This is a genomic window from Salinicola sp. CR57 (assembly GCF_003206585.1).
Classification (GTDB): domain Bacteria; phylum Pseudomonadota; class Gammaproteobacteria; order Pseudomonadales; family Halomonadaceae; genus Salinicola; species Salinicola lusitanus.
This window is the reverse complement of sequence record NZ_PZJL01000005.1, coordinates 250,210-275,176: the sequence shown is the minus strand read 5'-3', so window position 1 is coordinate 275,176 and position 24,967 is coordinate 250,210. Positions and strand designations below refer to the sequence as shown.

24 protein-coding genes are annotated in these 24,967 nt (G+C 64.2%); 9 read left to right on the top strand and 15 right to left on the bottom strand.

What is annotated here, in order from left to right; genetic code table 11:
• Positions 1–239 precede the first annotated feature (239 nt).
• The 7 genes from DOM56_RS07885 to DOM56_RS07855 form a co-directional block, all read right to left on the bottom strand.
• Complete coding sequence (locus DOM56_RS07885) at positions 240–887, bottom strand: glutathione S-transferase (RefSeq protein WP_110708643.1); 648 nt, start codon at positions 885–887, stop codon at positions 240–242.
• Positions 888–953: 66 nt separating this feature from the next.
• Positions 954–1,493: a carboxypeptidase-like regulatory domain-containing protein gene (locus DOM56_RS07880; protein ID WP_110708271.1), complete on the bottom strand. Its 540-nt coding sequence runs from the start codon at positions 1,491–1,493 to the stop codon at positions 954–956.
• A 112-nt stretch (positions 1,494–1,605) separates the two neighbouring features.
• Positions 1,606–4,059 (bottom strand): membrane-bound PQQ-dependent dehydrogenase, glucose/quinate/shikimate family, encoded by a 2,454-nt coding sequence (locus tag DOM56_RS07875; protein ID WP_110708270.1) that lies wholly within the window; start codon positions 4,057–4,059, stop codon positions 1,606–1,608.
• 107 nt (positions 4,060–4,166) lie between these two features.
• Positions 4,167–4,697, bottom strand: a complete 531-nt coding sequence (locus DOM56_RS07870; protein WP_110708269.1) for a retropepsin-like aspartic protease — start codon at positions 4,695–4,697, stop codon at positions 4,167–4,169.
• Complete coding sequence (locus DOM56_RS07865) at positions 4,690–4,959, bottom strand: DUF3253 domain-containing protein (protein WP_110708268.1); 270 nt, start codon at positions 4,957–4,959, stop codon at positions 4,690–4,692. The genes DOM56_RS07870 and DOM56_RS07865 overlap by 8 nt, the downstream gene beginning before the upstream one ends.
• 6 nt (positions 4,960–4,965) lie before the next feature.
• The gene (locus DOM56_RS07860) at positions 4,966–5,589 is read right to left on the bottom strand and encodes a YbhB/YbcL family Raf kinase inhibitor-like protein (protein WP_110708267.1); all 624 of its coding nucleotides are present in this window, start codon (positions 5,587–5,589) and stop codon (positions 4,966–4,968) included.
• A 167-nt stretch (positions 5,590–5,756) separates the two neighbouring features.
• Complete coding sequence (locus tag DOM56_RS07855; RefSeq protein WP_110708266.1) at positions 5,757–6,455, bottom strand: extensin family protein; 699 nt, start codon at positions 6,453–6,455, stop codon at positions 5,757–5,759.
• A gap of 243 nt (positions 6,456–6,698) precedes the next feature.
• On the opposite strand from DOM56_RS07855, the gene DOM56_RS07850 reads away from it, so the two are divergent.
• Together DOM56_RS07850 and DOM56_RS07845 are read left to right on the top strand one after the other, a co-directional pair.
• Positions 6,699–7,475, top strand: coding sequence for an EAL domain-containing protein (locus tag DOM56_RS07850; protein ID WP_110708265.1), 777 nt, complete (start codon positions 6,699–6,701; stop codon positions 7,473–7,475).
• A 78-nt stretch (positions 7,476–7,553) separates the two neighbouring features.
• Positions 7,554–8,900 (top strand): sensor domain-containing diguanylate cyclase, encoded by a 1,347-nt coding sequence (locus DOM56_RS07845; protein WP_198655723.1) that lies wholly within the window; start codon positions 7,554–7,556, stop codon positions 8,898–8,900.
• A 32-nt stretch (positions 8,901–8,932) separates the two neighbouring features.
• On the opposite strand, the gene madM is transcribed toward DOM56_RS07845, so the two are convergent.
• The 4 genes from madM to DOM56_RS07825 all read right to left on the bottom strand — a co-directional run bounded on the left by madM (position 8,933) and on the right by DOM56_RS07825 (position 13,189).
• On the bottom strand, positions 8,933–9,694 hold the full coding sequence (gene madM, locus DOM56_RS07840) for a malonate transporter subunit MadM (protein WP_110708263.1): 762 nt from the start codon (positions 9,692–9,694) through the stop codon (positions 8,933–8,935).
• Positions 9,695–9,708: 14 nt separating this feature from the next.
• The gene (madL, locus tag DOM56_RS07835; RefSeq protein ID WP_110708262.1) at positions 9,709–10,110 is read right to left on the bottom strand and encodes a malonate transporter subunit MadL; all 402 of its coding nucleotides are present in this window, start codon (positions 10,108–10,110) and stop codon (positions 9,709–9,711) included.
• Positions 10,111–10,254: 144 nt separating this feature from the next.
• Positions 10,255–11,793, bottom strand: a complete 1,539-nt coding sequence (locus DOM56_RS07830) for a malonyl-CoA synthase (RefSeq protein WP_110708261.1) — start codon at positions 11,791–11,793, stop codon at positions 10,255–10,257.
• Positions 11,794–11,824: 31 nt separating this feature from the next.
• Positions 11,825–13,189: a malonyl-CoA decarboxylase gene (locus DOM56_RS07825; RefSeq protein WP_232822225.1), complete on the bottom strand. Its 1,365-nt coding sequence runs from the start codon at positions 13,187–13,189 to the stop codon at positions 11,825–11,827.
• Positions 13,190–13,392: 203 nt separating this feature from the next.
• On the opposite strand from DOM56_RS07825, the gene DOM56_RS07820 reads away from it, so the two are divergent.
• Complete coding sequence (locus tag DOM56_RS07820) at positions 13,393–14,067, top strand: GntR family transcriptional regulator (protein WP_110708260.1); 675 nt, start codon at positions 13,393–13,395, stop codon at positions 14,065–14,067.
• 100 nt (positions 14,068–14,167) lie between these two features.
• Here DOM56_RS07820 and DOM56_RS19835 read toward each other — a convergent pair whose 3' ends face one another.
• Both DOM56_RS19835 and DOM56_RS07815 read right to left on the bottom strand, forming a co-directional pair.
• Complete coding sequence (locus DOM56_RS19835; RefSeq protein WP_198655722.1) at positions 14,168–14,338, bottom strand: hypothetical protein; 171 nt, start codon at positions 14,336–14,338, stop codon at positions 14,168–14,170.
• A 201-nt stretch (positions 14,339–14,539) separates the two neighbouring features.
• Positions 14,540–16,174, bottom strand: coding sequence for a BCCT family transporter (locus tag DOM56_RS07815; protein WP_110708259.1), 1,635 nt, complete (start codon positions 16,172–16,174; stop codon positions 14,540–14,542).
• A 191-nt stretch (positions 16,175–16,365) separates the two neighbouring features.
• On the opposite strand from DOM56_RS07815, the gene DOM56_RS07810 reads away from it, so the two are divergent.
• The 6 genes from DOM56_RS07810 (at position 16,366) to DOM56_RS07785 (ending at position 21,847) form a co-directional block, all read left to right on the top strand.
• Positions 16,366–17,013 carry a thermostable hemolysin gene (locus DOM56_RS07810; RefSeq protein ID WP_110708258.1) on the top strand — a complete coding sequence of 216 codons (648 nt, stop codon included), beginning with the start codon at positions 16,366–16,368 and terminating at the stop codon, positions 17,011–17,013.
• Positions 17,006–18,472 carry an AMP-binding protein gene (locus tag DOM56_RS07805; RefSeq protein ID WP_110708257.1) on the top strand — a complete coding sequence of 489 codons (1,467 nt, stop codon included), beginning with the start codon at positions 17,006–17,008 and terminating at the stop codon, positions 18,470–18,472. Before DOM56_RS07810 ends, DOM56_RS07805 begins: the two co-directional genes overlap by 8 nt.
• Before the next feature lie 31 nt (positions 18,473–18,503).
• Positions 18,504–19,199 carry an iron-containing redox enzyme family protein gene (locus DOM56_RS07800; RefSeq protein WP_110708256.1) on the top strand — a complete coding sequence of 232 codons (696 nt, stop codon included), beginning with the start codon at positions 18,504–18,506 and terminating at the stop codon, positions 19,197–19,199.
• Entirely contained in the window at positions 19,186–19,983 is a 798-nt protein-coding gene (locus DOM56_RS07795) for an SDR family oxidoreductase (protein WP_110708255.1), read from the top strand. Before DOM56_RS07800 ends, DOM56_RS07795 begins: the two co-directional genes overlap by 14 nt.
• Positions 19,984–20,002: 19 nt before the next feature.
• A complete protein-coding gene (locus tag DOM56_RS07790) occupies positions 20,003–20,701 on the top strand; it encodes a hypothetical protein (RefSeq protein WP_198655721.1) in 699 nt (232 codons plus the stop codon).
• Positions 20,702–20,848: 147 nt separating this feature from the next.
• Entirely contained in the window at positions 20,849–21,847 is a 999-nt protein-coding gene (locus tag DOM56_RS07785) for an LLM class flavin-dependent oxidoreductase (protein WP_110708254.1), read from the top strand.
• A 378-nt stretch (positions 21,848–22,225) separates the two neighbouring features.
• Here DOM56_RS07785 and tal read toward each other — a convergent pair whose 3' ends face one another.
• Both tal and xylB read right to left on the bottom strand, forming a co-directional pair.
• Entirely contained in the window at positions 22,226–23,182 is a 957-nt protein-coding gene (tal, locus tag DOM56_RS07780; protein WP_110708253.1) for a transaldolase, read from the bottom strand.
• Between the two features lie 247 nt (positions 23,183–23,429).
• Positions 23,430–24,917 (bottom strand): xylulokinase, encoded by a 1,488-nt coding sequence (gene xylB / locus DOM56_RS07775; protein ID WP_110708252.1) that lies wholly within the window; start codon positions 24,915–24,917, stop codon positions 23,430–23,432.
• Positions 24,918–24,967 lie beyond the last annotated feature (50 nt).

Here is a 24,967-nt window from a genome sequence, read left to right as displayed (position 1 = left end):
TGGCTTGCCATCATGATACTGCTGTCTCTGAAAACCGACTTCGAAAACAAAGACTGACGCTACGCTTAAAAACAGAACATAGCGAATTAAACAGCATCATACCCGAATTGTTCCCTTTGTAACCCAGTATCGCTGGCGGCCAAGGTACCTTGGGTTGGAATCCTCCGGGAGCGCACCATCAAGATGCCCGTCGTGACGCCATGCAGGGTGTCGCTCCTGGCGAATTTCTTAGCGCGGGATCAGTAAGTCAGGCGTCCGTAAAGTTCGCCGAAAGGGCGCATGACGTGGCGTTGATAGTGGGGGCGCTGCTGCAGCCGTCGATACCACGCTTCCACGTTGGGCAGCGACGGTCGCGGTATCTCGAGTTCGAAGTAACGGTAGAGCGTGGTGCCGGCCGGAATATCGGCCAATCCCAGCCGATCTCCGCTGAGGAACGGACTCTGGGCCAGGCGCTCGTCGAGGAGGCGGTAGAGCCGGTCGCACTTGGCCAGCGAACGTTCGATGGCGACATCGTCATGCTGGTCGCCCGGCGTGCGATAGAAGCCCCAGAAGATACCACCAAAGAAAGCCGGCTCCAGTTCGGACAATGACCAATCGAGCCAGCGATCGATCAGCGACTGGGCGGCCGGAGAGGCGCGCCGAAAATCCTGTCCGCCATGCGCCGAAGCCAGGTAGCGAAGGATTGCGTGCGTTTCCCAGACGATGGTCTCGCCCTCTTCGATGACGGGAATCCGCCCGTTGGGATTCATCGCCAGAAACGCCTCGTCGTCCAGGCCGCCCTGCTCTCCCCCCGCCGGTCGATGGCGGTAGTCGAGTCCGATTTCGTCAGCCAGCCATAGCACTTTCTGGACGTTGTATGAGCTCTCGCGCCCCCAGATCGTCAACATCGTTCGCCCCTCCGGTTCACGGCCCGTCTCTCGCGCCGTCTCGACCTCCATTTCCCGTCGCCGACCTCAGCGGCTCAAATCCACGTCCCGGGTCTGCCCCTCGCCGAGTTCGATCTGCTTGATGATGATCGGACTGCGCGAGTTGCCACCGGGAAGCAACACGCTGCCGGCGACGTAGAAGACACCGGCGGGGATACCGCGCACGACGAAATAGCCGTTGTCGTCGGTCTTGGCGTAGTGCGTGTACTCCCGGGCCCGTGGGTCGGCAGGTTCGATCTTGCGCCCCGAGAGCGCCACGTCGGCGGCTTCGGCGGCATAACGGGTCGCGGGCGCTACCGATATCGTCTCGCCGGCGCCGATCAACGTCTGGCCGGCCGAGGTCTCATAGGTCAGACGTCCCTGTACGGCAGAAGTCCCCTTTTTCTCCAGCTTCGCGTACTCGTCGGCCGGAAAGGGAATCTGGCGCTTCACCACGGCCTCGTCGCTGCCGGAACCACCGAAGATATCGGGCATCTGAAACGACCCCGTCGAAAGGCTCTCGCAGCCCGCCAGCACCAGCGTCATCGCCAGCGCCATGGCGCCCAGCCGAAGATTTCCCGCCACCATCGATTCTCTCCTTGAACATTGACGCTGGTCGTCAGCGTCGTGCGCGTCATCCTGCCTGCCAATCGGGCAACAAGTTCGCAAGCCGTCATCACCATGACGCCATGCCGTTCGCTCACGGCAGCGCGTCCCGAGGCAACGCATAAGCCACGACATAGTCCCCCATACGGGAGCCGAAAGTCCCGTGCCCGCCGGCCGTGACGACCACGTACTGGCGGCCGTCCCTGCCCCGGTAGGTCATTGGCGTGGCCTGTCCGCCTGCGGGGAGCCGGGCTTTCCAGAGTTCGCGACCACTGGTCAGGTCGTAAGCCCGCAGATATTGATCGAGCGTGCCGCTGAGAAAACTGACGCCACCGGCGGTGGTGATCGGCCCGCCCAGCGCCGGGACGCCGACGGCCAACGGGATCGGCAGGTCGAACGGCATGCTGTCTCTCGTGGTGCCGTTGCGATGCTGCCAGACCACTTCACGACTGCCGAGATCGATCCCCGCGACCTGGCCCCAGGGCGGCGCCTGGCAAGGCAGGCCGAGTATCGACAGGAACGGCCCCAGTTCGACGGCGTATGGCGCCCCCCGATTGGGTCGAACGCCCTGTTCACTGGTGGACGCCTCCGGATCGTCTTCACCGTCGCGGGGTATCAGACGCGAGACGAAGGCGAGATAGTTGGGACTGGTGAACATGGCCTGACGCGCCGGATCGGCGGCCACTCCGCTCCAGTTGAAAACGCCGACATTGCCGGGATAGACGAGACTCCCGTTCAGCGATGGCGGCGTGTACTGCCCTCGATAGTCGAGGGAGTGGAACTGGATGCGGCACAGCATCTGATCGATCGGCGAGGCGCCCCACATGTCGCTGCCGGTGAGTGGCGGCGGCAGCAGGTTGAGTATCGAGCGCGGCTGGGTCGCCGCGGTGAAGTCACCCTCGACCGCACCGCTGGGCGCCTTGACCTCCTCGATCGGCACGATCGGCTCCCCGGTCCTCCGGTCGAGCACGTAGAGGCTGCCCTGCTTGGTCGGTTGAATCACCGCCGACAACATGCCGTCTGGCGTCTGCAGGTCCAGCAGGACGGGCTGCGCGGGGGTATCCATGTCCCACAGGTCGTGGTGGACGAACTGCCGCCGCCAGCGGACTCCGCCGGTGGCGAGATCCAGCGCCACCAGTGCCGCGCCGTAGGTCTCGTCGTTCTCGTCGCGATCGGCACCGTACTGGTCCGGCGTGGCGTTGCCGGTCGGCAGATAGACCAGCCCCAGGCGCTCGTCGACGCTGAGCGGCGCCCAGACATTGGGGGAGTTGCGGGTGTAGGTCGCCTCGGGCGCAATGGGAGCGGTGGCTTCCGGATTACCGCTGTCCCAGTTCCAGACCAGCTCTCCCGTACCGACATCGTAGGCCCGGACGACCCCCGACGGCTCATCGGTGGAGCCGTTGTCGGTGACGTGACCGCCAACGATGACCAGACGTTCGGTGACCACCGGGGGCGACGTGGCGTAGTAACCGCCGGGCGCGAAGCCGCCGATGTTGCGCGTCAGGTCGACCTCGCCATCGGCCCCGAAACCGGGACAGCGCTCGCCGCTTTGGGCGTCCAGCGCGATCAGCCTGGCATCGGCCGTCGGCAAGAAGAGTCGTCGCGGACACATCACGTCCGTCTGGCTAATCGACGGCACCCGCGGCACGACGGGCCCGTCATCACGCCCGACATTGCCATCCTCGGTCGCAACCCCGCTCCCAGCCCTGTCGGCGTAATCGGACACGTCGTAGTAGGCAATACCGCGACAGGTCATGTGCGCCCAGCCAGAGAAGTCGTCGGCGCCCATCCTGCTGAGCTCGGGATCGAAGGTCCATCGGGCCTCGCCGGTCTCCGGCGACACCGCTATCACTCGGCTATGGGAAGTGCACAGGAAGAGATTATCGCCCACCTTCAGCGGCGTGTTCTCGTTGGTAATCTCCGGTGGCGAGGTGGACGTCGCGATGTCACCGGTTCGAAGGCGCCAGGCTTCCTGGAGCCTGCCGACATTCTCCGGCGTGATCTGGTCGAGGGACGAATAGTGGGTACCGGCATTGGTGCCGCCGTAGGCGGGCCAGTTCTCTCCTGCCACCTGCGCCTCGTTGATCACCTGCGCCCTGCGTTCGGGATCGAGTCGTCCCTCGATGATGCCCGGTGCGGTGAACTGCGCGACCACCGCAACCCCGATCGTCAGGCCGACGGCCAGCGCCAGCGCGCCGCTTCCCAGCGGCGAGGCTACCGGCCTTCTCCACCACGGCAACAGCAGCATGATCCCGAGCACGCAGGGTAGCGCGACCCGCGGCACCAGTTGCCACCAGTCGAATCCCACCTCCCACAGCGACCAGGTCAGCGTCGCCAGCAGTACCATCGCGTAAAGCAGCAGCGCCGCCGGATGGCCACGAATCAGCAACCCGCCGCTGGCCAGGAGCCCGAGACCGGCGAGCAGATAGTAGCCGCTGCCCCGCAGGACGATCAGCCAGCCCCCGCCCACGACCAGGATCAGGCCCACGACCACCATGACGGCGCCCAGCACCCAGGTAGCGAACCGATACGGTTTGCGTGCGCTCATGTCGATGGCACTCCCCTCGCTGGCAAGCTTTCCCCGTGGGGACATCGATGTCGCTCGAGTCCGGGGATCTTTTCTCCAGTACCGCCGAATTCCCAGTATGGCTCAAATCAAGGGTCTGGCGGGCCGACGATCATCTGACTGCCACGTATCTGGATATCGAACCGGCCCAGAAAGCTCATCCCGAGCAGCACCACGTCGTCGCCGATACCCGCGTGGATCGAACCGGGCACCTGTCGGGCGGTCAGCCCTCCCAGCCTTACACTCTCCAGCGTGGCCAGATTGCCGCTGACGCGACCGTTGGCCGTGGTGAACATGACCTCCGGCCCGGGTTCGATCTGCAAGGTGCGGGCGAGAGACTGAGAGAGCGAGACGTAGGTGGCGCCGGTATCGATCAGGAACGTCACCGCCTGGCCATCGACCTCCCCCGGCGCCACGAAATGACCCTGCGCATTGCGCTCCAGGGTGACCGGCGTCTGATCCTCGAACGTCGCGGTCGCCAGTTCCGCGTTGGGATGACTACGCCGCTGCTCCAGCCCACGAAACCACCAGCCCGCCAGCAGCAGCAGGAGCAGGAGCACCCAGAACAGCACCATCATGCCGATGCCGGTGCGGCGGACACCTCGCGCGTCGTCACCCATCGCGGTCGGCCGGCAACTGCAGCCGGATCGCTCCGTGCCAGGGCTCTTCCGGCGACAGCGCCCGCCCCCGCTGAAGCACAGCGAGACGTCCCTCGCGGGCCAGCTCGCGCGAACTGGCCCTGACCGGCGCCATCAGGGGGCGCCAGTCGTCATCCAACTGGCGCGCGACTTCCGAAGGACAAAAGGTCTTGGTGGAGCCGCGCGATTCGGCCATCGCCAGGATCGCGCGACGCAGCGTCGCCGGGTGGGGTGACGACGCCATGACGACTCAGCGCAGGTCCGGATTGAGCGTATAGGTCCCGGTCACGCTGGATTCGGCCAGGACGTGACCTGCCATCGCCTCGCGAACCTGTTCACCGGTGAACTCCCCCGACAGCCCCAGCGTGGGGATGTCCAGCGCGAACAGGCTGAACGTGTAGCGATGCACGATCTCGTCGTTCCACGGCGGACAGGGGCCGTCGTAGCCACCGTAAACGCCCGCCATGTCCGGGTCGCCGGCCAGGAATCCGGTGTAGCCGTTGATGCCGCTGATCCCCTTGGCGGTCTGCCCCGGTGATTTCCCCTTGGGCACCACGCCGTCGGCCATTTCACCTTCCTCCAGCAGATTGACCTCCGCCGGAATGTCGACCAGCACCCAATGATAGAAGTCGACTCGCGGCAGTTCCGGCGGCAACGTCTTGCCTTCCTGGTTGACGTCATCCGCCACACCGGGGACGTCGGGATCGGTCACCAGCATCACGAAGCTCCGCGTCTCCGATGGCGCATCCAGCCAGCGCACTTCCGGATTGCGGTTGTCGCTGAGGCGCATGTGCTGCTCCGGATCCGGGACGGCAAAAGCGAAGGTTGCCGGAATCGGCTTGCCCTCCTCGATACCCTTGATGGTCAGACGCATGGGCTACTCCTCTCGGTCGAAAAACAGGATCGGGTGAAAGCGGACGTCTCGTCACTATCGATGACAGGCTATCGATGACAGGCGCATCCGCGAGAGATACCGACAACCTTAGGTCCCTTCGAGGTTTTTGTCATGACCGAAGCCAGCGACGGCGTCGAGCGGACCGGTTATCGACAGAACGAGATACCTCGCATACCGAGATGAAAATGGTTGGCATGGGCGGCGTTGTAGTCGGGCCCCAAGGTGGTCCCGAAGTAGTGGCAGGCACCCTTCTGGGCCTCCTCGAGGAACCGGCCGCGTTCGCCACCGTCCCGCCAATCGTCGAGCACGCTGATAGTGCGACCATCCTCTAGCCCGAAGGCGGCGACGTCCAGCGCCGACGCCGTGGCGTGCTCGCTTCGTCTCGCGTTCTCCCGATGGTAGATATTGCGACAGGCAAAGGAGCCATAGTGCCGGACGCTGGCGACCCGCTCACCGAAGACTCGCTGCGACAGCGGTTGCAACTCGTGCTGCTCATACATGGTCCAGGCCAGGGCCAGGGGGCAACTGGCGACGAAACTGGCGTTGAACCGGACCTGGGTATGGCTCACGCGCACCACGTTCTCCAGCGGACAGCCGGCGACCGGCGTGTAGTCAGCCAGGGGGGTGTAACGAATGTCAGGTGCGGTGTCGAGTGCCTCCAGGCAGGCACCGCGATCACCGGATAGCGCCTTCAGCTTCCAGCGTGTGACCGGCGTCACGGGATCGCTGACGACCAGTGGCGCCAGAGGATTCCACTCACGCGGAACCTGCCAGACGCCTTTATCGAGAGCGACGCCCAGCGCGATCAGCACGATATAGAAGAAGGTAGCCGGAGACGGTTTCATAGACCTCGCGAATTGAAGAAGAGATTCGTCATCATGCGGCAGTGCTCGGAGGTGTCCTTTCTGGGCGACACGACCGTCGGTGTTAAGCGACGTTCATTGCACCAGTATCTACACTTACCTACCAAATCGCTGCTATTCGATCATAGTCATCTATTCTAAGCTTAGTTAACTTGTCAGGACCGCAATGGAGTGCGCTGCTGGCAAGGCTCATCATGGCAGTGCACGCCGTCAGGGAGGACAACGATGCCGGGTTGCGCCAGGTACGATGGCGTCTGCGGACGCTGCGATGCGCCGCTGGATTTCGATTTCACCATGGCATTTCAGCCGCTCGTCGACATCGACGAGGGCCGCGTCTATGGCTACGAAGCCCTCGTCAGAGGCCCCGAGGGAGAGTCCGCCGCAGCCGTGCTGGCCAAGGTCGATGACAGGACACGCTATCGTTTCGATCAGGCCTGTCGCGTCAAGGCGATCGAAATCGCCCATCGGCTGAACGCGCGGGGCGTGCTGTCGATCAATTTTCTGCCCAACGCCGTCTACGAACCCGAAGCCTGTATCCAGGCGACACTGGCAGCTGCCGAGCGCGTCGGATGGCCGGTCAGCCGACTATGTTTCGAGATCGTCGAAAGCGAGAGCGTCACGGACCGGCGCCACCTGCAAAACATCGTGGCCAGCTACCGTGCCATGGGCATGAAGACGGCGCTCGACGACTTCGGCACCGGCTACGCCAACCTCGACCTGCTGGCCGAGATCTCGCCCGATATGCTGAAGATCGACCGCCAGTTGATCAGCAACATCGATGCCTCCCCCCGAAAACAGATCGTGATCCGCCATCTCGTCGACCTGGCGCGCCATCTCGACATCAAGCTGGTCGCCGAGGGCATCGAGACCTTGGAAGAGGCTCGCTGGCTCTACCGCCACGGTATTGCAAGGCAGCAGGGATACTGGTTTGCCCGACCGGCCGCGGAACGGCTGCCCGCCTGCCCGGACTCGCGCTTCGCGCTGGTCAAGGGACGGTACTGACCGTCGCAGGACACTCGGCAACTCCATTCACCGTACGAACTCACGGTACCCTGGCTCATGGTTGCATCGAAAAGACGATTGTCACGACAGGCCATTGAACGTCCCTCGACGCCGGATGGACTGGACACGCTGGATATCGCGGCACTGATCTACCGGCTCGACGGCGGCGTCCCGTTACTGGTCGACGCCAATGCAACGGCGAAACGCCAATTGCGCCTGGGAGGCCGCTTTCCCATGGCCGATCCCTGGCAGTGGCTCGATGCCGGACGGCACCCGGCCGCTGGCCGGGATCACCCCGCCCTGCTGAGTGTCGCCGCCGACGATTCAAGACAATGGCACAGTTTCTACATCCGCCAGCACCGACAGCCGCCGCTGGCCGTGAAGCTCAAGGTTTCCTCGCTCGAGGCGCCTGGCGATACCGAGTCCTCACGCCACGTATTGATCGCCATCGGCGAGGTAACCACTGACGGCACCGAGCCGAGCCTGCTGCCCCAGCACCAGCCCCAACTGCGTCAGCTCCTCGAGAACCTGCCCATGGCCGTGTGCACGATCGATGCGGGCGGATACCTGCGCCAGGTCAATCGCGCCTTCTGCGAGTTCTTCGGCCATGCGGAAAGCGAACTGCTCAACGCCCACTTTCGCAAACTGCTGCCCCCGCAGAGTCGACAGGCCGCGGAAAAACGGCATGCCGCCAGCTTTCCCCATGCCTTGAACCAGCGCCACTCGCTGGAGGTGAGGCTTCACGATGGCACCTCGCGCACCGTGATGCTCGAGGATACGGTCAGCCGTGACGAACGGGGCCATCCCCAGCGAGTCGTCTTTCTGGTCGACATCACCCAGCGGCGCGACGTCGAACGTCGACTGGAAGAGAAAAACCGGCGTCTCGAGTACCTGGCGACGCGCGACGACCTGACAGGTCTGCATAATCGTCGGATGGGCGGGGAGTTGCTCGAGCAGGCGCTGGAGCGCGGCAAGCGGGTTGGCGACAAGGTGGCCGTCGTGATGCTGGACCTGGATCACTTCAAAGCGATCAACGATCGCTACGGCCACGCCGTCGGCGATACGGTACTGAGAGAGTTCAGCCATTTCGTTGCCGGCACGCTGCGCTCCAGCGACACGTTGATTCGCTGGGGCGGGGAGGAGTTCCTGATGATTCTGCCGGGCATCGACCGTTTTTCGGCACAGGCGACGGTGAACCGTGTGCTGGCCCAGCTCCGCCATCAGGCCTTGAGCACGCTGGACCTGCGCGTCAGCTTCTCCGCGGGTGTCGGCGAACACCGCCACCAGACTTCCAAGGGGTTGCTGGAGGAGATCGATCTGGCGCTCTATCAGGCCAAGTCCGCGGGCCGTGGCTGCGTCGCCATCGCACCGGTCCCGGCGTCCCGCCCGGGCCGGTGTCTCAACCGGGCGTTCTCATCGCCTTAGTGGAGCGGCCGGCTCCCGCCGGCCCCCTTCTCTCAGAAGACCGCGCGTACGGCCAGAAACAGCACCGTCGGCGCCAGCAGGATGCCGAGCCCGGTGTAGAACGTCGCGGTCATCGCCCCGTAGGGCACCAGGCGCGCGTCAGTGGCTGCCAGGCCCGCGGCCACACCACTGGTGGTACCGATCAGGCCACCGAAAATCATCGCCGAGCGCGGATTGTCCAGGCCGATCCATCTGGCCGTCAACGGTGTCGCGATCATGGTGAGGATCGATTTCACCAGACCGGCAGCGATCGACAGCGCGATCACCTCCGAACTCGCGCCCAGGGTGGCACCGGTCACCGGCCCGACGATGTAGGTCACCGCGCCGGCCGCAATGGTGGTGATGTCCACCGGGTCGGTGTAGCCGAAGCCGATCGCCACGGCGGCACCGGCGACGAACGACACCAGCACGCCGAGGAACAGTGCGATCACGCCGCGCAGGCCAGCTTTCTTGATCTCCTGAAAACGTACGCCATAGGCGGTGGCGATAATCGCCAGATCCCGCAGCATGCCGCCACCCATCAGGCCGAGGCCGGAAAACAGCGTGACGTCGGAAAGCCCCTTGCTGCCGCCGGTGGACACGCCACCGACGTACGCCAGTGCCAGGCCGATGATGATCGCGATCGCCGAGCCGTGCAGGCGCCCAGCGGTCAGATGTCGACTCAGCCAATAGGCGATGTACATGGTCAGACCGACCACCGCAAACGCAGCGATCAGGTGATATTTGTCGACCAGAGAGACGATGGAATCGTTCATGTCGGTATCCTCTCTCAGTGACCGCTAGGGGTGGTCGGGGCCGAATCGAGCGGGCTCGCATCGTCGACTTTCTTGCCGGTCAGCACCGGGACCAGTGCCAGCCCCAGCACCACCGCGAGGACGCCGGCGAGAATCGCCACCATGCCTCCACTGAAGGCCGCGGCCACGTTCTGGCTCGCCGCCATGGCGACGACGATGGGAATGTACATCGCGTTCCAGAAGTTGATGCCACTTTCGGTCGTCTCCGGCAGCTTGCCGCGATCCTTGAGATACCCGGTCACGAAGATCAGCAGCAGCATGGCGATACCCACGCCACCCAGGTTGGCATCGATTCCCAGCAACTGGCCGAGTACGTCGCCGATGATCAGCCCGGCCAGCATGCAGCCGGCCAGGAGTGCTACACCGTAAATCACCATCGTTATCACCTCATGGGGCGTTATTGTCGAGAATGGTCATGATTAGCCCGGTTATCGGAGCTTGGCGTGTGTCGAGACAGCCACTCACGGGGTGGCTGTCGTGCCGCGTTACCCACGCGGCGGGGTCAACAGTGAAATGGCGAGCTACTTGCCGACCGTTTCGGCACTACGGTAGATATCGGCATAGCGGTCGCGCAGCGCGTTCTTCTGCACCTTGCCCATGACGTTGCGCGGCAGGCTGTCGATGAAGAACACTCGCTTGGGCTGCTTGTAGCGAGCCACCTTGTCTTCGAGCGCCGCCAGCACCTGGGATTCGTCGAGCGACTCGCCGGGTTTCAGCACCACCGCGGCAGTCACGCCCTCACCGAGATCGGGATGGGCCACGCCGATGACGGCCGACTCGGCGACCTGCGGCATCTCGTCGATCCACTGCTCGATCTCCTTCGGATAGACGTTGTAACCGCCGGAGATCACCAGATCCTTGTCGCGCCCGACGATCTGCAGGTAGCCATCCGCATCGATCAGGCCGAGATCGCCGGTAATGAAGAAACCGTCGTCGCGGAACTCGGTGGCGGTCTTTTCCGGCATTCGCCAATAGCCCTGGAAGACGTTCGGGCCGCGAACCTCCACCAGTCCCGTCTCCCCGGCCGCCAGAGTCTTGCCGCTCTCGCGGTCGGTGATACGTACCTCGCTGCCCGGCAGCGCGAAACCGACCGTGCCCGGGCGGCGCTCGCCGTCGTAGGGGTTGGAGGTGTTCATGTTGGTTTCGGTCATGCCGTAGCGCTCGAGAATGGCGTGCCCGGTTCGCTCGGAGAACTCGCGATGGGTTTCCGCCAGCAGCGGCGCGGAACCGGAGACGAACAGCCGCATGTTGGCGGTCGTCGTCCTGTCCAGGCGCGGGCTGGCGAGCAGGCGGGTGTAGAACGTCGGCACGCCCATCAGCACCGTCGCCCGAGGCATCAGGTCGAGCAATTGCTCGGGGTCGAGCTTGGGCAGAAAGGTCATCGACGCGCCCACGGTCAGGACGATGTTGCACGCCACGAACAACCCATGGGTATGGAAGATGGGCAGCGCATGCAGCAGATGATCATCGGCGCTGAAGTGCCAGGTCTGCGCCAGCGCCTGGCTGTTGGCCGCCAGATTGCCGTGGCTGAGCATCGCTCCCTTGGAGCGCCCGGTGGTGCCGGAGGTGTAGAGAATCGACGCAAGCTCATCGGCCTCGAGTTCGACGATGCTCGTCTCCTCCTCGGCGCGCGCTACCAGCTCCATCAGAGATCCATCCGCCTCGCTGCCCAAACTCTCGACGGCCGACACACCGCAGCGTCGCGCCAGCTCCCGTGCGGTCTCGACATCGGCCGGACGACAGACATAGAGCCGCGGCTCGGCATCGGTCAGGAAGTACTCGACCTCGGCTTCGGTGTAGGCGGTGTTGAGCGGCAGATAGACGGCCCCCGTCTGCAGACAGGCCAGATAGAGCATGATCGCCTGCGGGCTCTTGTCGACCTGGACGACGACCCGATCGCCCCGCTCGACCCCGAGGTCGAGCAACACCCGTGCCAGCCGCCGCGATGTGGACAGCACGTCGCGATAGCGATACGTCTCGCCACTCGGCGTGTCGATCAGTACCTTGTCGGGATCGCGCTCGAAGTTGCCCGAAAACTGCAGATACAAGTTGTGATTCATTCCACCTCTCCTGCTTTGAATACGCGACCGATCAGGCGTCGGTGCGGGAGCCATGACGGCAACGTGAGCGCCCCTGCTTGGCATCGCGACGGATGTCGCTGGTGCAGACCACCGTGCCCTCGCGACTGAACGCTTCGTGGTTCTGCTCGATCCGGTCGAGCTCGTAGAGATAGTTGACCATCAGGCCGTGAGACTGGCGACGGCCGTTCTCGGACGTGTCGCCGGGCCAGTTGAGCCGATGGAGACTGGCGCCATTGCCCAGATGAAAGCGAGCGACCGGGTCCAGCGGCAGGCCATTGTCGCGCTTGGCATCGATCAGATAATGCGCCGCCAGGCCGCGCACCTCCGGCGTGAGCTTTTCGCGCAGCTTGGGGTTCTCGACCCAGCCTTCGGCGTCCAGACCGTCTGCGACCTCATCGGTCAGCTGGCAGGCGCCGCTTTCACGTTCGGCCGCCAGCCACTTGGCAAAACCCGGTACCGGCGACAGCGTCACGAACTTCTCCAGGTTGGGTAGTTCGCGCTTGAGCTCCTGAACCACCTGCTTGATCAGGAAGTTGCCGAACGAGATACCCCGCAGACCAGCCTGGCAGTTGCTGATGCTGTAGAACGCAGCCGTATCGGCCTCTTCCGGGCGCACGTCGTCGCCCCCCTCGAGAATCGTCTGGATACTGTTGGGAATGCCCTTGCACAGCGCCACTTCGACGAAGATCAGCGGCTCGTCTCCCGTGGCCGGGTGAAAGAAGGCGTAACAGTGACGGTCTTCCGGGTCCAGGCGGCGGCGCAGGTCCGACCAGTCGCCGATCGCATGCACGGCCTCGTAGTGAATGATCTTCTCGAGTACCGCCGCAGGCGTGTTCCAGTCGATGCTCTCGAGCACCAGGAAACCGCGATTGAACCAGGAGGCGAACAGGTGCTCGAAGTCGGCGTCCAGCGGGGCCAGTTCTGGATGGGTCTTGAGGCAGCGCAACAGGTCCGCACGCATCTTGACCAGTTCGTAGGTGCCGCCGGGGCACAGATTCAGTCGGCGCAGCAGATGCTGTCGTCGCGGCTCGCAGGCAGAGAACAGCCGCTGCAGACTGGCATTGTCCCCGGTATCGCGATACGCGGCATAGGCTTGATGGATGGCATCGGGTTCGGCGGCGTAGCGCTCCCCCAGCAGTTGGAAAAATGCGACACGATCGCTGTCGTCCAGCGAGGCATAGCGCTCCAGCGCCTCCTGAGCGATCAGGATCTGCGAGGCTTCGCCGCCGGGGTGCATCAGGGTCTCGCACACCGAGGTCAATCTCGCCAGACTGCTCGGCTTGTCGCCGTCCTTGCCACCGAACAGGTATTGGCCTCGGGTTCGGCGGCCGATACTGGAGAGCAGATCCTGCAGAAAATTCATGTTGACGTTCATGCCGTCCCTCTCGGATCGGAGACTGGTGCTTCCACCGGTGCCGCGCGACGTCGCCGGTGAGCGTGAACGGAGCGAGACAGCGGGCCGGAACCCCATCCGATCGCGTGATTCGGCAACCGGCAGTTAACATACATGTCATCGCTCTGTTATATATAACAGTTATGCCCCCGCCGACCGGGTGTCAATATAGGAGAAAGTCTAATATGGCCCGCATCCCGCATGCCCAGCGGCTTCGCGACCTGCTCGAGGATGCCATCGTCGACGGCCATTACGCGCCGGGGGACAAATTGGACCCGGAAGCCCTGGCCAAGGAGTACGACTGCTCGCGCACCCCGATTCGCGAAGCACTGCAGCAACTGGCGGCGTCGGGCATGGTCCGCGTCCTGCCGAAACGCGGCACCTTCGTTGCTCAACTGAGCGTGACCGAGCTGGTCGAGCGGTTCGAGGTCATGGCGGAACTGGAGGGCATGTGCGCTCGGCTGGCGGCGCGACGCGCCACCCCCGAAGAGCTGGCGGCACTGCATCGTGCCCAGGCGGCCTGCCGGGCGTGCATGCGTTCGGGAGACGCCGACGGCTACTACTACGAAAACGGCATCTTCCATCATCTGATCTACGAAGCCAGCCACAACGACTTTCTGACCCAGGAAGCGGCCCGCCTGCATGCCATCCTGAAACCCTATCGTCGCCTGCAACTACACGCCCGCCACCGCCTCGCCAGCAGTTTCGACGAGCACGAGGCCATCATGGCGGCGCTGGAGCGAGGCGAGGCCGACGCTGCCGAGGCTGCGATCAAGGCACATGTGCAGGTTCAGGGGGAACGGTTCAACGATCTGGTGGCGTCAATGCAACGCCTGCAGGTCAGACGCCGCGAGGGCTAGCGAGTCAGGCGACAGGGTGTTTCCGGCGCGGGCTCCGCACCGAGCACCTGGATCGAGGGCATGGAGATGGCAGGCCGGAGCCGATCCGGTCTCGAGCGGTTCAGAACAGCAGGATGACAAGCAGCGCCGCGCCGCCGACGATCAGTGCCGTGACCACGAACAGGCTGACCAGCGCATCGAGCCATCGGTCGATCCTGGAATCGGCAGACGGCACGCCGCGGCGAGTGGCGCCATGACGCGGTTGTCGGGAAGACTTCAAGGCCGGTGGCATGGATGAGCTCCGCAAGGCTTTATCATCTTATTAACGGCGGCGTGAAGATGAAATCCAGTTACAAATTAGGCTGTTTCGCGATTTTTCGCCACCGGCGCCAGATTCGCTCGGCGCTCCCCCGTGCGTGCCAGCCGTTCCGGTCCAGCGACGAAAACGGCCCCGGTCCTTACAGACCGGGGCCGTGGTTCCCCACGCCGACGATCAGCGCGGGTTGATGCGACGGTTCTTGACGTCGGGGGCACGTCGATAGCGATCTTCTTCGCCCAGTTCCTCGGCCTCGAAGGCGTCGGCCCCGACCGGGGTGTCGCTATGGCGCCGATAGAGTGCGGTCAGCATCGCCTTGCGGTCGGCGCGCAGCTCCTTCAACGTCACGAATATCATCCCGTAGAGGATGAAGGTGAAGGGCAACGCCGCCAGCACCGAGGCCGATTGCAGCCCCTTCAGTCCGTTCTCGCCACCGGCGGAGAGCAGCGTCAGGCAGATCGCCGCGATCAGCACCCCCCAGATGATACGTTTCATCAGCGGCGGATTGAGCGAGCCGTTATCCGTCATCTGCGACACGATGTAGGTCGCCGAGTCCGCCGAGGTCACCAGGAAGATGAAGATCAGGCAGAGTGCAACGACCGACAGCACGTTCGAGAACGGCATCAGGTCGAACATGCGGAACAGCGCCGAGGTGATATTGTCTGCCGTTGCCTGGGCAAGACCCGCATCGCTGTTCATCTCCATCTGGATGGCGGCACCACCGAAGACCCCGATCCACAGGCAAGCCAGCAGCGGCGGCACCACGAGCACCCCGAAAACGTACTGCTTGATGGTTCGCCCGCGCGAGATTCGCGCCACGAACGTCCCCACGAACGGCGACCAGGCAATGACCCAGGCCCAGTAGAAGATGGTCCAGTTCGAGGCCCACTGACTGTCATCGTAGGGCGACATCCGCAGACTCATGCCGATGAAGTTCTGCAGATAGTCGCCGATGCCCAGCGTGATGGTCTCGAGAATCGCGATGGTCGGCCCCGTGAACAGGACGTAGAACATCAGTGCGAAGCAGATAATCAGGTTCAGGTTGGACAGGTTCTTGATGCCTTTGTCGAGACCCGATGTGGCCGAGATCATGTAGCAGATGAACATCGCGCCCATGATGATGAACTGCCACATCATGTTCTCCGGCACGTCGAACACCGAGTGCAGGCCACCATTGATCTGCAGGACCGCCAAGCCGATGGAGGTCGCCACGCCCATCACCGTTGCGACGACCGCGAAGATATCGAGAACCGGCCCGAGACGGCGCAACTTCGGGCGTTTCGCGGTGACCGACGACAGCACGTTGGAGACCATGCCCGCCTGCCCCTTGCGAAACTGGTAGTAGGCGATGATCAGACCGACGACCGAAAACGCCGCCCACTGGTGAATCCCCCAGTTGAAGAAAGCGTACTGAATCGCATAACGAGCCGATTCGGCGGATTCCGGTTCCACGTCACCATAGGGTGGCGTCATGTAATGCGTCATGGGCTCCGCCATGCCGTAGAACACCAGGCCGACCCCGAAGCCCGCCGCGAGCAGCATGCTGACCCATGAAAAGAAACCGTAAGTCGGTTTGCTGTCCTGTGGCCCCAGGCGAATCTTGCCGTACCTGCTGAACGCCAGACCAACCAGAAAAATGACGAATCCGAACACGGAAATCAGGTAGAACCACCCGAAGTAATGTGTTGTCGCCCCCAGTGCCGCATTGGCGATATTTCCGAATCCGGTCGGGAAAATCGCGCCTATGGCCACGATCGCCGCGATCACCACCGCCGAGACGATGAATACGCCTTGCTTGCCGAGTTTAGGCATGTCGTCCCCTTTTGTTTGTGCTGATTTCCTTCGACGTCAATAGTGTAGACGACCCCGCCGCGCTCTGCGGAAGCCCCGTCGCACGCCTGGTCCGGACGGGGCGAAAGATTCCCCCACCGGATTCCAGCGTAAGACTTCGTTAAGCCCCTGCCCTTCAATCTAGCCTCCATCAACTTGTCGGAGAGCTACCGATGTCGGGTTTACCTGCTTCAGCAGCGAATACCGTATGGCGTGAAAGTCGCGGCGACCGTGAGCGCGCCACGCTCGAGAACTTCATTGCCGACACCTACCGGCAGCAGCATGGTGCGTCGATCGGCCAGTTCGCGCCACGACTCTACGGGCTCTGGGAGCGCGATGAATTGCAGGCTGCCGTCGGCGTCCGTCGCGCCGACGCCTCCCCGCTCTTTCTCGAATGCTACCTGGAAACGCCCATCGAGCAGGCACTCTCCACAGTGCTGGAGCAGCCGGTAGAGCGCACTGCATTGGCAGAGATCGGCAACCTGGCGGCACGCCGCCCGGGCATGACGGTCGCGCTGATTCGCGCCCTGATCGATTCGCTCGTCGCCGAGGAGTGCCGCTGGCTGGCGTTCACCGCGACGGCAACGGTGCGCAACGGTTTTCGACGCCTCGGTCTCGACGTTCACCGTCTGGCAGACGCCGATCCGGCCCGGTTGGGCGACACCCAGGGCGATTGGGGCAACTACTACCTGCATCGGCCCTGGGTCATGGGTGGCGACCTGATCGCCGCCTGGCACCGCCTCACCCCGAGCCACGGCCGCTCCACCACCACTACCGTGCCAGCCGCGGCCCCGCATCTCAAGGACATCGATCATGCGTGAGCGCTTTCTGGACCATCTCCGGGCGCTGGGAAACGACGATGCGAACCGCATCGCCCTGGAGGATGAAACCCGGTCAATCCGCTACGGCGACCTGATGCCGCTCGTCGACTCCCGGGCACGGCAGCTGCGCCGGCTCGGCAGCCAACGTGTGGGGTTGGCGCTGGACAATGGCATCGACTGGGCGCTGTGGGATCTGGCGATGATGCAGGAAGCCATCGTCAACGTGCCATTGCCAGGCTTCTTCACCCCGGCGCAGTTGACCCACCTTGTTGACCAGGCCGGTATCGATACCCTGATCGGCCCCGGATCACTGGCGAGCGTACTGGGTTTCGATGCCACCCCGGATGCCGACGCCATGCTCTGGCAGCGTCGCGGTGTCTCGCCACTGCCGAAGCTGCCCGCGGGCACCCACAAGATCACCTTCACCTCGGGCACCAGTGGTACGCCAAAAGGGGTTTGTCTGAGCAGCGACAATCAGCTCACGGTCGCCGAGAGTCTCGCCGGTATCGCCGCTAGCGTCGACGTGCGCCGTCACCTGGCGGTACTCCCGCTGGCGACGCTGCTGGAAAACATCGGCGGCATCTATGCGCCGCTATGGCTCGGGGGCAGTATCAGCCTGCCATCGCTGGCCGCCCTGGGCTGGCAGGGCGCCAGCGGCTTCGACAGTGCCAGCGGCTGGCGGGTCATCAGTCGCCAGGCGCCGGACAGCCTGATTCTGGTGCCGCAGTTGCTGTCGGCGCTACTCACCCGGCAAGGCGATGCCCCCATCGGCTTTGGCCGCTTCTTCGCCGTCGGCGGGGCCACGGTGTCGCCAGCGCTGCTGGCGCGCGCGGAAGCCGCCGGTTGGCCGGTATTCGAGGGCTACGGCCTCTCCGAGTGCGCCTCCGTGGTCACGCTCAACCGTCCCGGTGAACGGCATCCCGGCAGCGTCGGACGCCCCCTGCCTCACGTCGAGGTCAGACTGGCCGACGACGGCGAGGTTCTGGTCCAGGGCAATGTGATGCTGGGCTATCTGGGTGACAGCGCGCCGGCGCCGACAGTCTGGCCCACCGGCGATCTGGGGCAATGGGACGGCGATGCGCTGAGACTCAAGGGCCGTCGTCGCCAGGTATTCATCACCGCCTACGGACGCAATGTCGATCCGGCCTGGGTCGAAGCCGAACTGACCGCCGAACCCGCGATTGCCCAGGCCTGGGTGAGCGGTGAAGCGCAGTCTTTCAACCGTGCCCTGCTGGTACCGCGGGGCGACTGGGTCAACGATCGCCAGATCGAGGATGCCGTGGCCAGCGCCAACGCCCGATTGCCCGATTACGCGCGTGTCTCGCTGTGGCAACGCAGCACTCCCTTTACCACACAGAACGGTCTGGCGACTGCCAATGGCAGGCTGCGCCGTGACGCCCTGAACGCGCATTACCACACTTGGCTAACCAGCCCGGTACATCCATCGGCGGATGCATAGGCCATCCGTCCACGTCCAAGGAGACGACATCATGTCCCACTACGAAACTCTGCAACAAGCCACTGCCAGCCATCGCCAATGGCTGCTCGACACGCCGGTGATTCGCCAGGCGCTGGAGGGCAACATCACCAAGGAGATCTATCAGGCGTTTCTGGCGCAGGCTTACCATCACGTCAAACAGACGGTGCCGTTGATGATGGCTTGCGGTGCGCGCCTGCCTCCGCGTCTCGAGTGGTTGCGTGGCGCGCTGGTCGAGTACATCGAGGAGGAGTACGGCCACCAGGAGTGGATCCTGGACGATATTCGAGCCCTGGGCGGCGATGCCGAGGCGGTCGCCCGCGCGACCCCGGCGCCAGCGACCGAACTGATGGTACGCTACGTCCGTGACGTAATCGCCTACGACAATCCGGTCGGCTTCTTCGGCATGGTGCACGTATTGGAAGGTACCAGCACCGCCATCGCCACCCAGGCCGCCGAGCAGATGCGAGACGGCGCGGGCCTTCCGGCCAACGCTTTCCGCTATCTCGAGTCCCACGGCAGCCTCGATATCGGCCATCTGGCGTTCTTCGAGGAGCAGATCAACCGGCTCGAAGACCCCGCCGACCTGCAAGCCATCATCGATGCCGCCAACATGGTCTATCGGCTCTACGGTGCCATGTTCCGCAACCTCCGCCAGGACGCCGACGACGCGGTCAGCCACGAGGGCCTGAGCCATGCGCTGGTCTGATCGCCGCATCCTGATCACCGGCGCCAGCGGCGGTATCGGACGTGAACTGGTGACCCTGCTGGCACAGCGCGGCGCACGGCTGCTGATCGTGGGGCGTAACGCCAGCGTCCTGAAAGCGCTGGCTGCGCTGGCGCCAGAGCGCATACGTACGCTGCCTGCGGACCTGACGACGCCAGAGGATCGTCGTCGGGTGGTCGAGACCGCGGAAGAGACGCGTATCGATATGCTGATCAACGCCGCCGGCGTCAATCACTTCGGTCTGTTCGACGAGCAGTCCCCGGCGGCGATCTCGTCGATGGTGGACCTCAACGTGACCGCCACCCTGCTGCTCACGCAAGCGCTGCTACCGCGACTGCTGCACGAGAACAGCGCCTGGATCGTCAACCTCGGCTCCGCGTTCGGCGCCATCGGGCACCCCGGCTACACCGCCTACTGCACGACCAAGTTCGCCCTGCGCGGATTCAGCCAGGCGCTGCGCCGGGAACTGGCCGACACCCCGGTCCAGGTGCTGCACATCTCGCCTCGGGCCACCCGAACCGGCATGAACAGCGACCGCGCCGATGCCCTCAATACCGAACTGGGCAACCACGTGGACGAACCTGCCCAGGTCGCGGCGAGGGTGATTCGCGGCATCGAGGCGCAGGCTCGTGATCGGCAGCTCGGTTGGCCGGAGTGCCTGCTGGTCAAGTTGAACGGGATCCTACCCGGCATCGTCGACCGCGCACTCAGGAAACGGCTCCCGACGATCCAGCAGCATGCACGTCGCCCCTCCCCCTCGCCATGATCCGTACACGGAGATCACCATGACAGCATACCGATCCATGAAGGTGCTGATTCTCGCCACCGCGCTTGCCACCATGTCGGGGATCGCGCTTGCCGCCAGCCCGCTCGCACTGGCGGCCGAATCCCCGACGGCATCGAGCGCGGCATCGGCGACCGCGGTTGCCGCGGGTCTGCACGAGCTCCAGAGCCGCTGGGCCAATATCCAGTACAAGACGCCGGAAGCGCGGCGTGTCGACGCCTTCGATCAGCTCTACCAGCGCGCTCAGGCCTTGCTCAAGGCGCAGCCCGATAGCGCGGCGCTGCACACCTGGGCAGGCATCATCCGAGGTTCCCAGGCGGGTGCGAAGGGTGGCCTGGGCGCACTCTCCCTGGTCAAGGAGGCACGCTCCGAGTTCGAGCGGGCGATATCGATCGATCCGACGGCGCTGGACGGATCGGCCTATACCAGCCTGGGCACCCTCTATCACCAGGTCCCCGGCTGGCCCCTGAGCTTCGGCGACGACGACAAGGCGCGCGAGCTGCTGCAGAAAGGGTTGAACCTCAATCCCGACGGGATCGACAGCAACTACTTCTGGGCCCAATTCCTTCACGACGAGGGCGACGACGCGCAGGCCCGCCAGGCACTCGAGAAAGCGATGGCCGCCGCGCCGCGCCCCGGCCGGGAAACGGCCGATGCCGGACGCCGCCAAGACATTCAGGCATTGCTGCAGGAGATCTAGACGCAGCGGCCTCGTTCTGACGTCCGAGCAATCCGGCATAGCGTGGAGATCGACAGCGGGTATCGGTTGCATTCATCGCAACAGCCCTCATGATGGAGATCATGAGGGCGCTAACGAGCGCCCATCCATTTCCTGAAGGGAACGCTCATGTCACGACTTGCCGATACTCCTCTCTCGGTACTGGATCTGGCGCCGATCACGCGCGACGGCACCGCAGCGGAGACGTTCCGCCGCAGCGTCGACCTGGCCCAGCAGACCGAGCGCCTGGGCTACAACCGCTACTGGCTGGCCGAGCACCACAATATCGACGGTATCGCCAGCGCGGCGACCAGCGTGCTGATCGGCCATATCGCCGGGGCGACCTCGACCATGCGCATCGGCAGCGGCGGGATCATGCTCCCCAACCATCCGCCGTTGGCGATCGCCGAGCAGTTCGGCACCCTGGCTACGCTCTACCCGGATCGCATCGATCTCGGCCTCGGCCGTGCCCCGGGCTCCGACGGCATCACCATGCAGGCCATGCGTCGCGACCCGCGCGCCGGGGTCAACGATTTCCCCGATCGCCTCGACGAACTCCGCCGCTACCTGGGCGATACCGTACCCGGCCAGCGGGTGCGGGCGATTCCCGGCGAAGGCACCCATGTGCCGATCTGGCTGCTCGGTTCCAGCGGCTACAGCGCCCAGCTCGCGGCCAGGCTCGGGCTACCGTTCGCCTTCGCCGGTCAGTTCGCCCCCGGTTACATGATCGAGGCCCTGCATCTCTATCGCGAAGGCTTCCAGCCGGGGGTGCTCGACAAGCCTCACGCGATGATCGGCATCCCGCTGGTCGCCGCCGACACCGACGAGCGCGCCCGCTTCCTCGCCTCCACCCAGCAGCAGAAGTTCCTCAACCTGATCCGTGGCAAGAGCACGCGGACCCAGCCACCGGTGGAGCATCTCGACTGGTCGCCCCAGGAGCAGGCCATGGTCGCCCAGAATCTCGGAGCCGCCGTCGTCGGCGGTCCCGAGAGCGTACGCCAGCAACTGGAGGAGCTGCTGGACCGGACCGGGGCCGACGAGATCATGGTCAACACCGACTGTTACGATCACGCCGAGCGGGTGAAGTCCTACGAGATTCTGGCGGAGGTTCAGCGGGCGTCACGATAGTCGTCGCCGCCCGCAACTCTCCAGACTTATTTCGTTTTGGGTTGGCTCAGCACTGACGAGGATCCAGCCACCCTCACCTGACCTCTGACGAGGGGACTTAACGCTCGTCCCCTCGCCGCTCCCCTTCTTTTAGCGCCGCAGGATCGCGAAACCCTGGCCCGTCGGAGACCTTCGCCGGGGTCGGCGCATAAAGGACATCCATGTCCTAATGCGCCTCTTGCGACATCCCTGTCGCAAGACCCCGCTACGGCACCTCAGGCCAGCGCGCTCCTGAAGGCGCCACGGTGGTCGGTTCCAATGAATCCAATGGTGTCATATCGATAAAAAAACACCCGGCCTATAGCCGGGTGTCTCTGCATCGAGCTTGAAAGAAAAGACTCAGCCCAATCGCTTGGCCAGCAGACCTTCCAGCTTCTTCTGGTCGGCGGCGAAGGTGCGAATACCTTCGGCCAGCTTCTCGGTGGCCATGGCGTCCTCGTTGTGCTCCCAGCGGAACTGCGCTTCGCCGATCGGGTCGAGACGCTTGGCACCGCTACCCTGATCGGTGATCTTGCGCGTCACTTCCCCTTCCGCCGAGGAGAGCTCCTCGAGCAGGGCCGGCGAAATGGTCAGGCGATTACAGCCGGCCAGCGCCAGAATCTGATCGGTGTTACGGAAGCTGGCGCCCATGACCACGGTCTCGTAGCCGTACTGGCTGGCGTAGTCGCACACACCGCGGACGAACTTGACACCCGGATCCTCGTCCGGCGCGTAGGATTCGGTGCCGGTGGATTTCTTGTACCAGTCGGTAACGCGGCCGACGAAGGGAGAGATCAGATATACACCCGCTTCGAAACAGGCGCGAGCCTGGGCATCCGAGAAGAGCAGCGTCAAATTGCACTTGATGCCTTCCTTCTCGAGCCTTTCGGCAGCACGAATGCCTTCCCAGGTGGAAGCGAGCTTGATCAGCACGCGATCCTTGGAGACGCCCTGCTTCTCGTAAAGCTTGATCAGATGATGGGCCTTCTCGAAACTGGCTTCCTCGTCGAAGGAGAGCTTGGCGGCCACTTCGGTGGAGACGCGACCCGGAATGATCTTGGTGATCTCGGTGCCGATCGCCACGCAGAGACGATCGACCGCGTCCTCGACGCGTGCGTCGGCATCGGACACTTCCGACTTCACCGCGGTCAGCGTCTCGTCGATCAACGCCTGATAGCCCTCGAGATCAAAGGCCTTGAGAATCAGAGAGGGATTGGTAGTCGCGTCATGCGGCTGGTAGCGGCGGATGGCATCCAGGTCGCCGGTATCGGCAACCACCATGGAAAGCTGTTTGAGAGAGTCGAGTTGCTGTGTCATGAATCGCTCCATCGTTGTGGCGTGTGATTGCATCCCGTCGCAATCCTGATTCTGAAAGCATAACACCGATGCGTGGTCATCGCCGTGCCACATGGCGTGTTTCCGGCGATCGACGATCAGGGTCGATACTGGTTGGACGGGGCCTGGCAAGTTGGAATTCCAGCGGAAAATCACCGCACCTGCTTTGTCTTATGAGGGGGAGAGGCGATGATTTCAATGCCCTCCCCCTTGCCGCAATGAGCGAGCCTCAGGCGATGCCATACTCCCGGCTCAGCGCCTCACGATAGCGCCGGTAGATGCCGTCGTAGCTGGCGACCACTTCCGGCCGTGGCCGGGTCAGGGTGTCTTCGTCCAGCCGTACCCAATCCCGGCACAGCTCGTCCAGTGCCACCTCGGAGTCGCGATCGTCGCACCAGCGTGCCTGGATGGCGCCGCCGAAGGCGGCGGCTTCAGTGACTTCCGGGCATACCACCTCGAGATCGAGCACGTCGGCGACGATCTGACGCCAGACCGGACTCTTCGCACCACCCCCGACGAGACGAATCTGGGTCGCCTCGCTCGCCAGCGAGCCGAGCAGCTCAAGCCCGTAGCGCAGCCCGAACGTGGCGCTCTCGACCGCCGCGCGACACAGGTTTTCCGGCGTGGTGTTGAAGCTGGTCATGCCGCTCATGCTGGCCTGCGCCTGCGGCAGCGCCGGCACACGCTCACCGCTGAAGAAAGGCAGCAGCGTGATGCCGCCAGCCCCCGGTTTCGCCTTGGCCACGGCGCGGTTGAACCCGTCGATGTCGAGCCCGACCAGCTCCCGCAGCGTGGTCGTGGCCGAGGTCACGTTCATGGTGCAGATCAGCGGCAGCCAGCCGCCGTGACTGGCACAGAAGTTGGCCACCATGGCATTTTCCGGCACCACCGGTTCGCCAGAGTGAACGGCGATGGTGCCTGAGGTGCCGAGACTGATCGTGACCCGGCCCGGCTCGATGTTGCCGGTGCCGATGGCGCCCATCATGTTGTCGCCGCCGCCGCTGGAGACGATGACGTCGTCGCTGAGGCCCAGCTCACGGGCCAGCGCCGGCCGCACCTTGCCCACCGCCTCGCGGGAGTCGATCAGTCGGGGCAGCACGCTGTCGAAGTCGAGTTCCGGAGCGATGATCTCGAACGCATCGCGCCGCCAGGTCCGCGCCCGGGTATCGAAGTAGCCGGTGCCTGAGGCATCGCCCGGTTCGGCCACGCGCTCGCCGGTCAGCCAGAAGTTGAGGTAGTCGTGGGGCAACAGCAGCGTGGCGATCCGGCGATAGGCCTGCGGATGGGTCTCGCGCAGCCAGGCGACCTTCGAGGCGGTATAGCCGGTCTGCAGCACCAGGCCAAGCTTGTCGATGCAGCCCTGCTCGCCACCGAGCCGATCGATCAGTCGCTCGTTCCACTCCGCGGTCTCGGTGTCGTTCCAGAGCTTGGCCGGGTGTACCGGTACGCCATCCTCGTCGAGAGCCACCATGCCGTGCTGCTGGCCGGAGATACCGATCGCGCGAATGGCATCCGCCCCGACGCCGGCATCCTTCAGCGCCTCGTCGAGCGCACCACGGAACGCCTCGGTCCACTCCTCGACCCGCTGCTCCCGCCGCCCGTGGTCGCCCTGCTCCAGCTTGTGGGGTCGCGAGGCCTCGCCGACGATGCGACCGTCGCTGCCATCGACCACCACCACCTTGGTGCTCTGGGTGCCACAATCCACACCGATATACATTACATCCATCCCTTGATCAGTTCCGTCGAGGCCGGCGCCAGTGCCGCCCT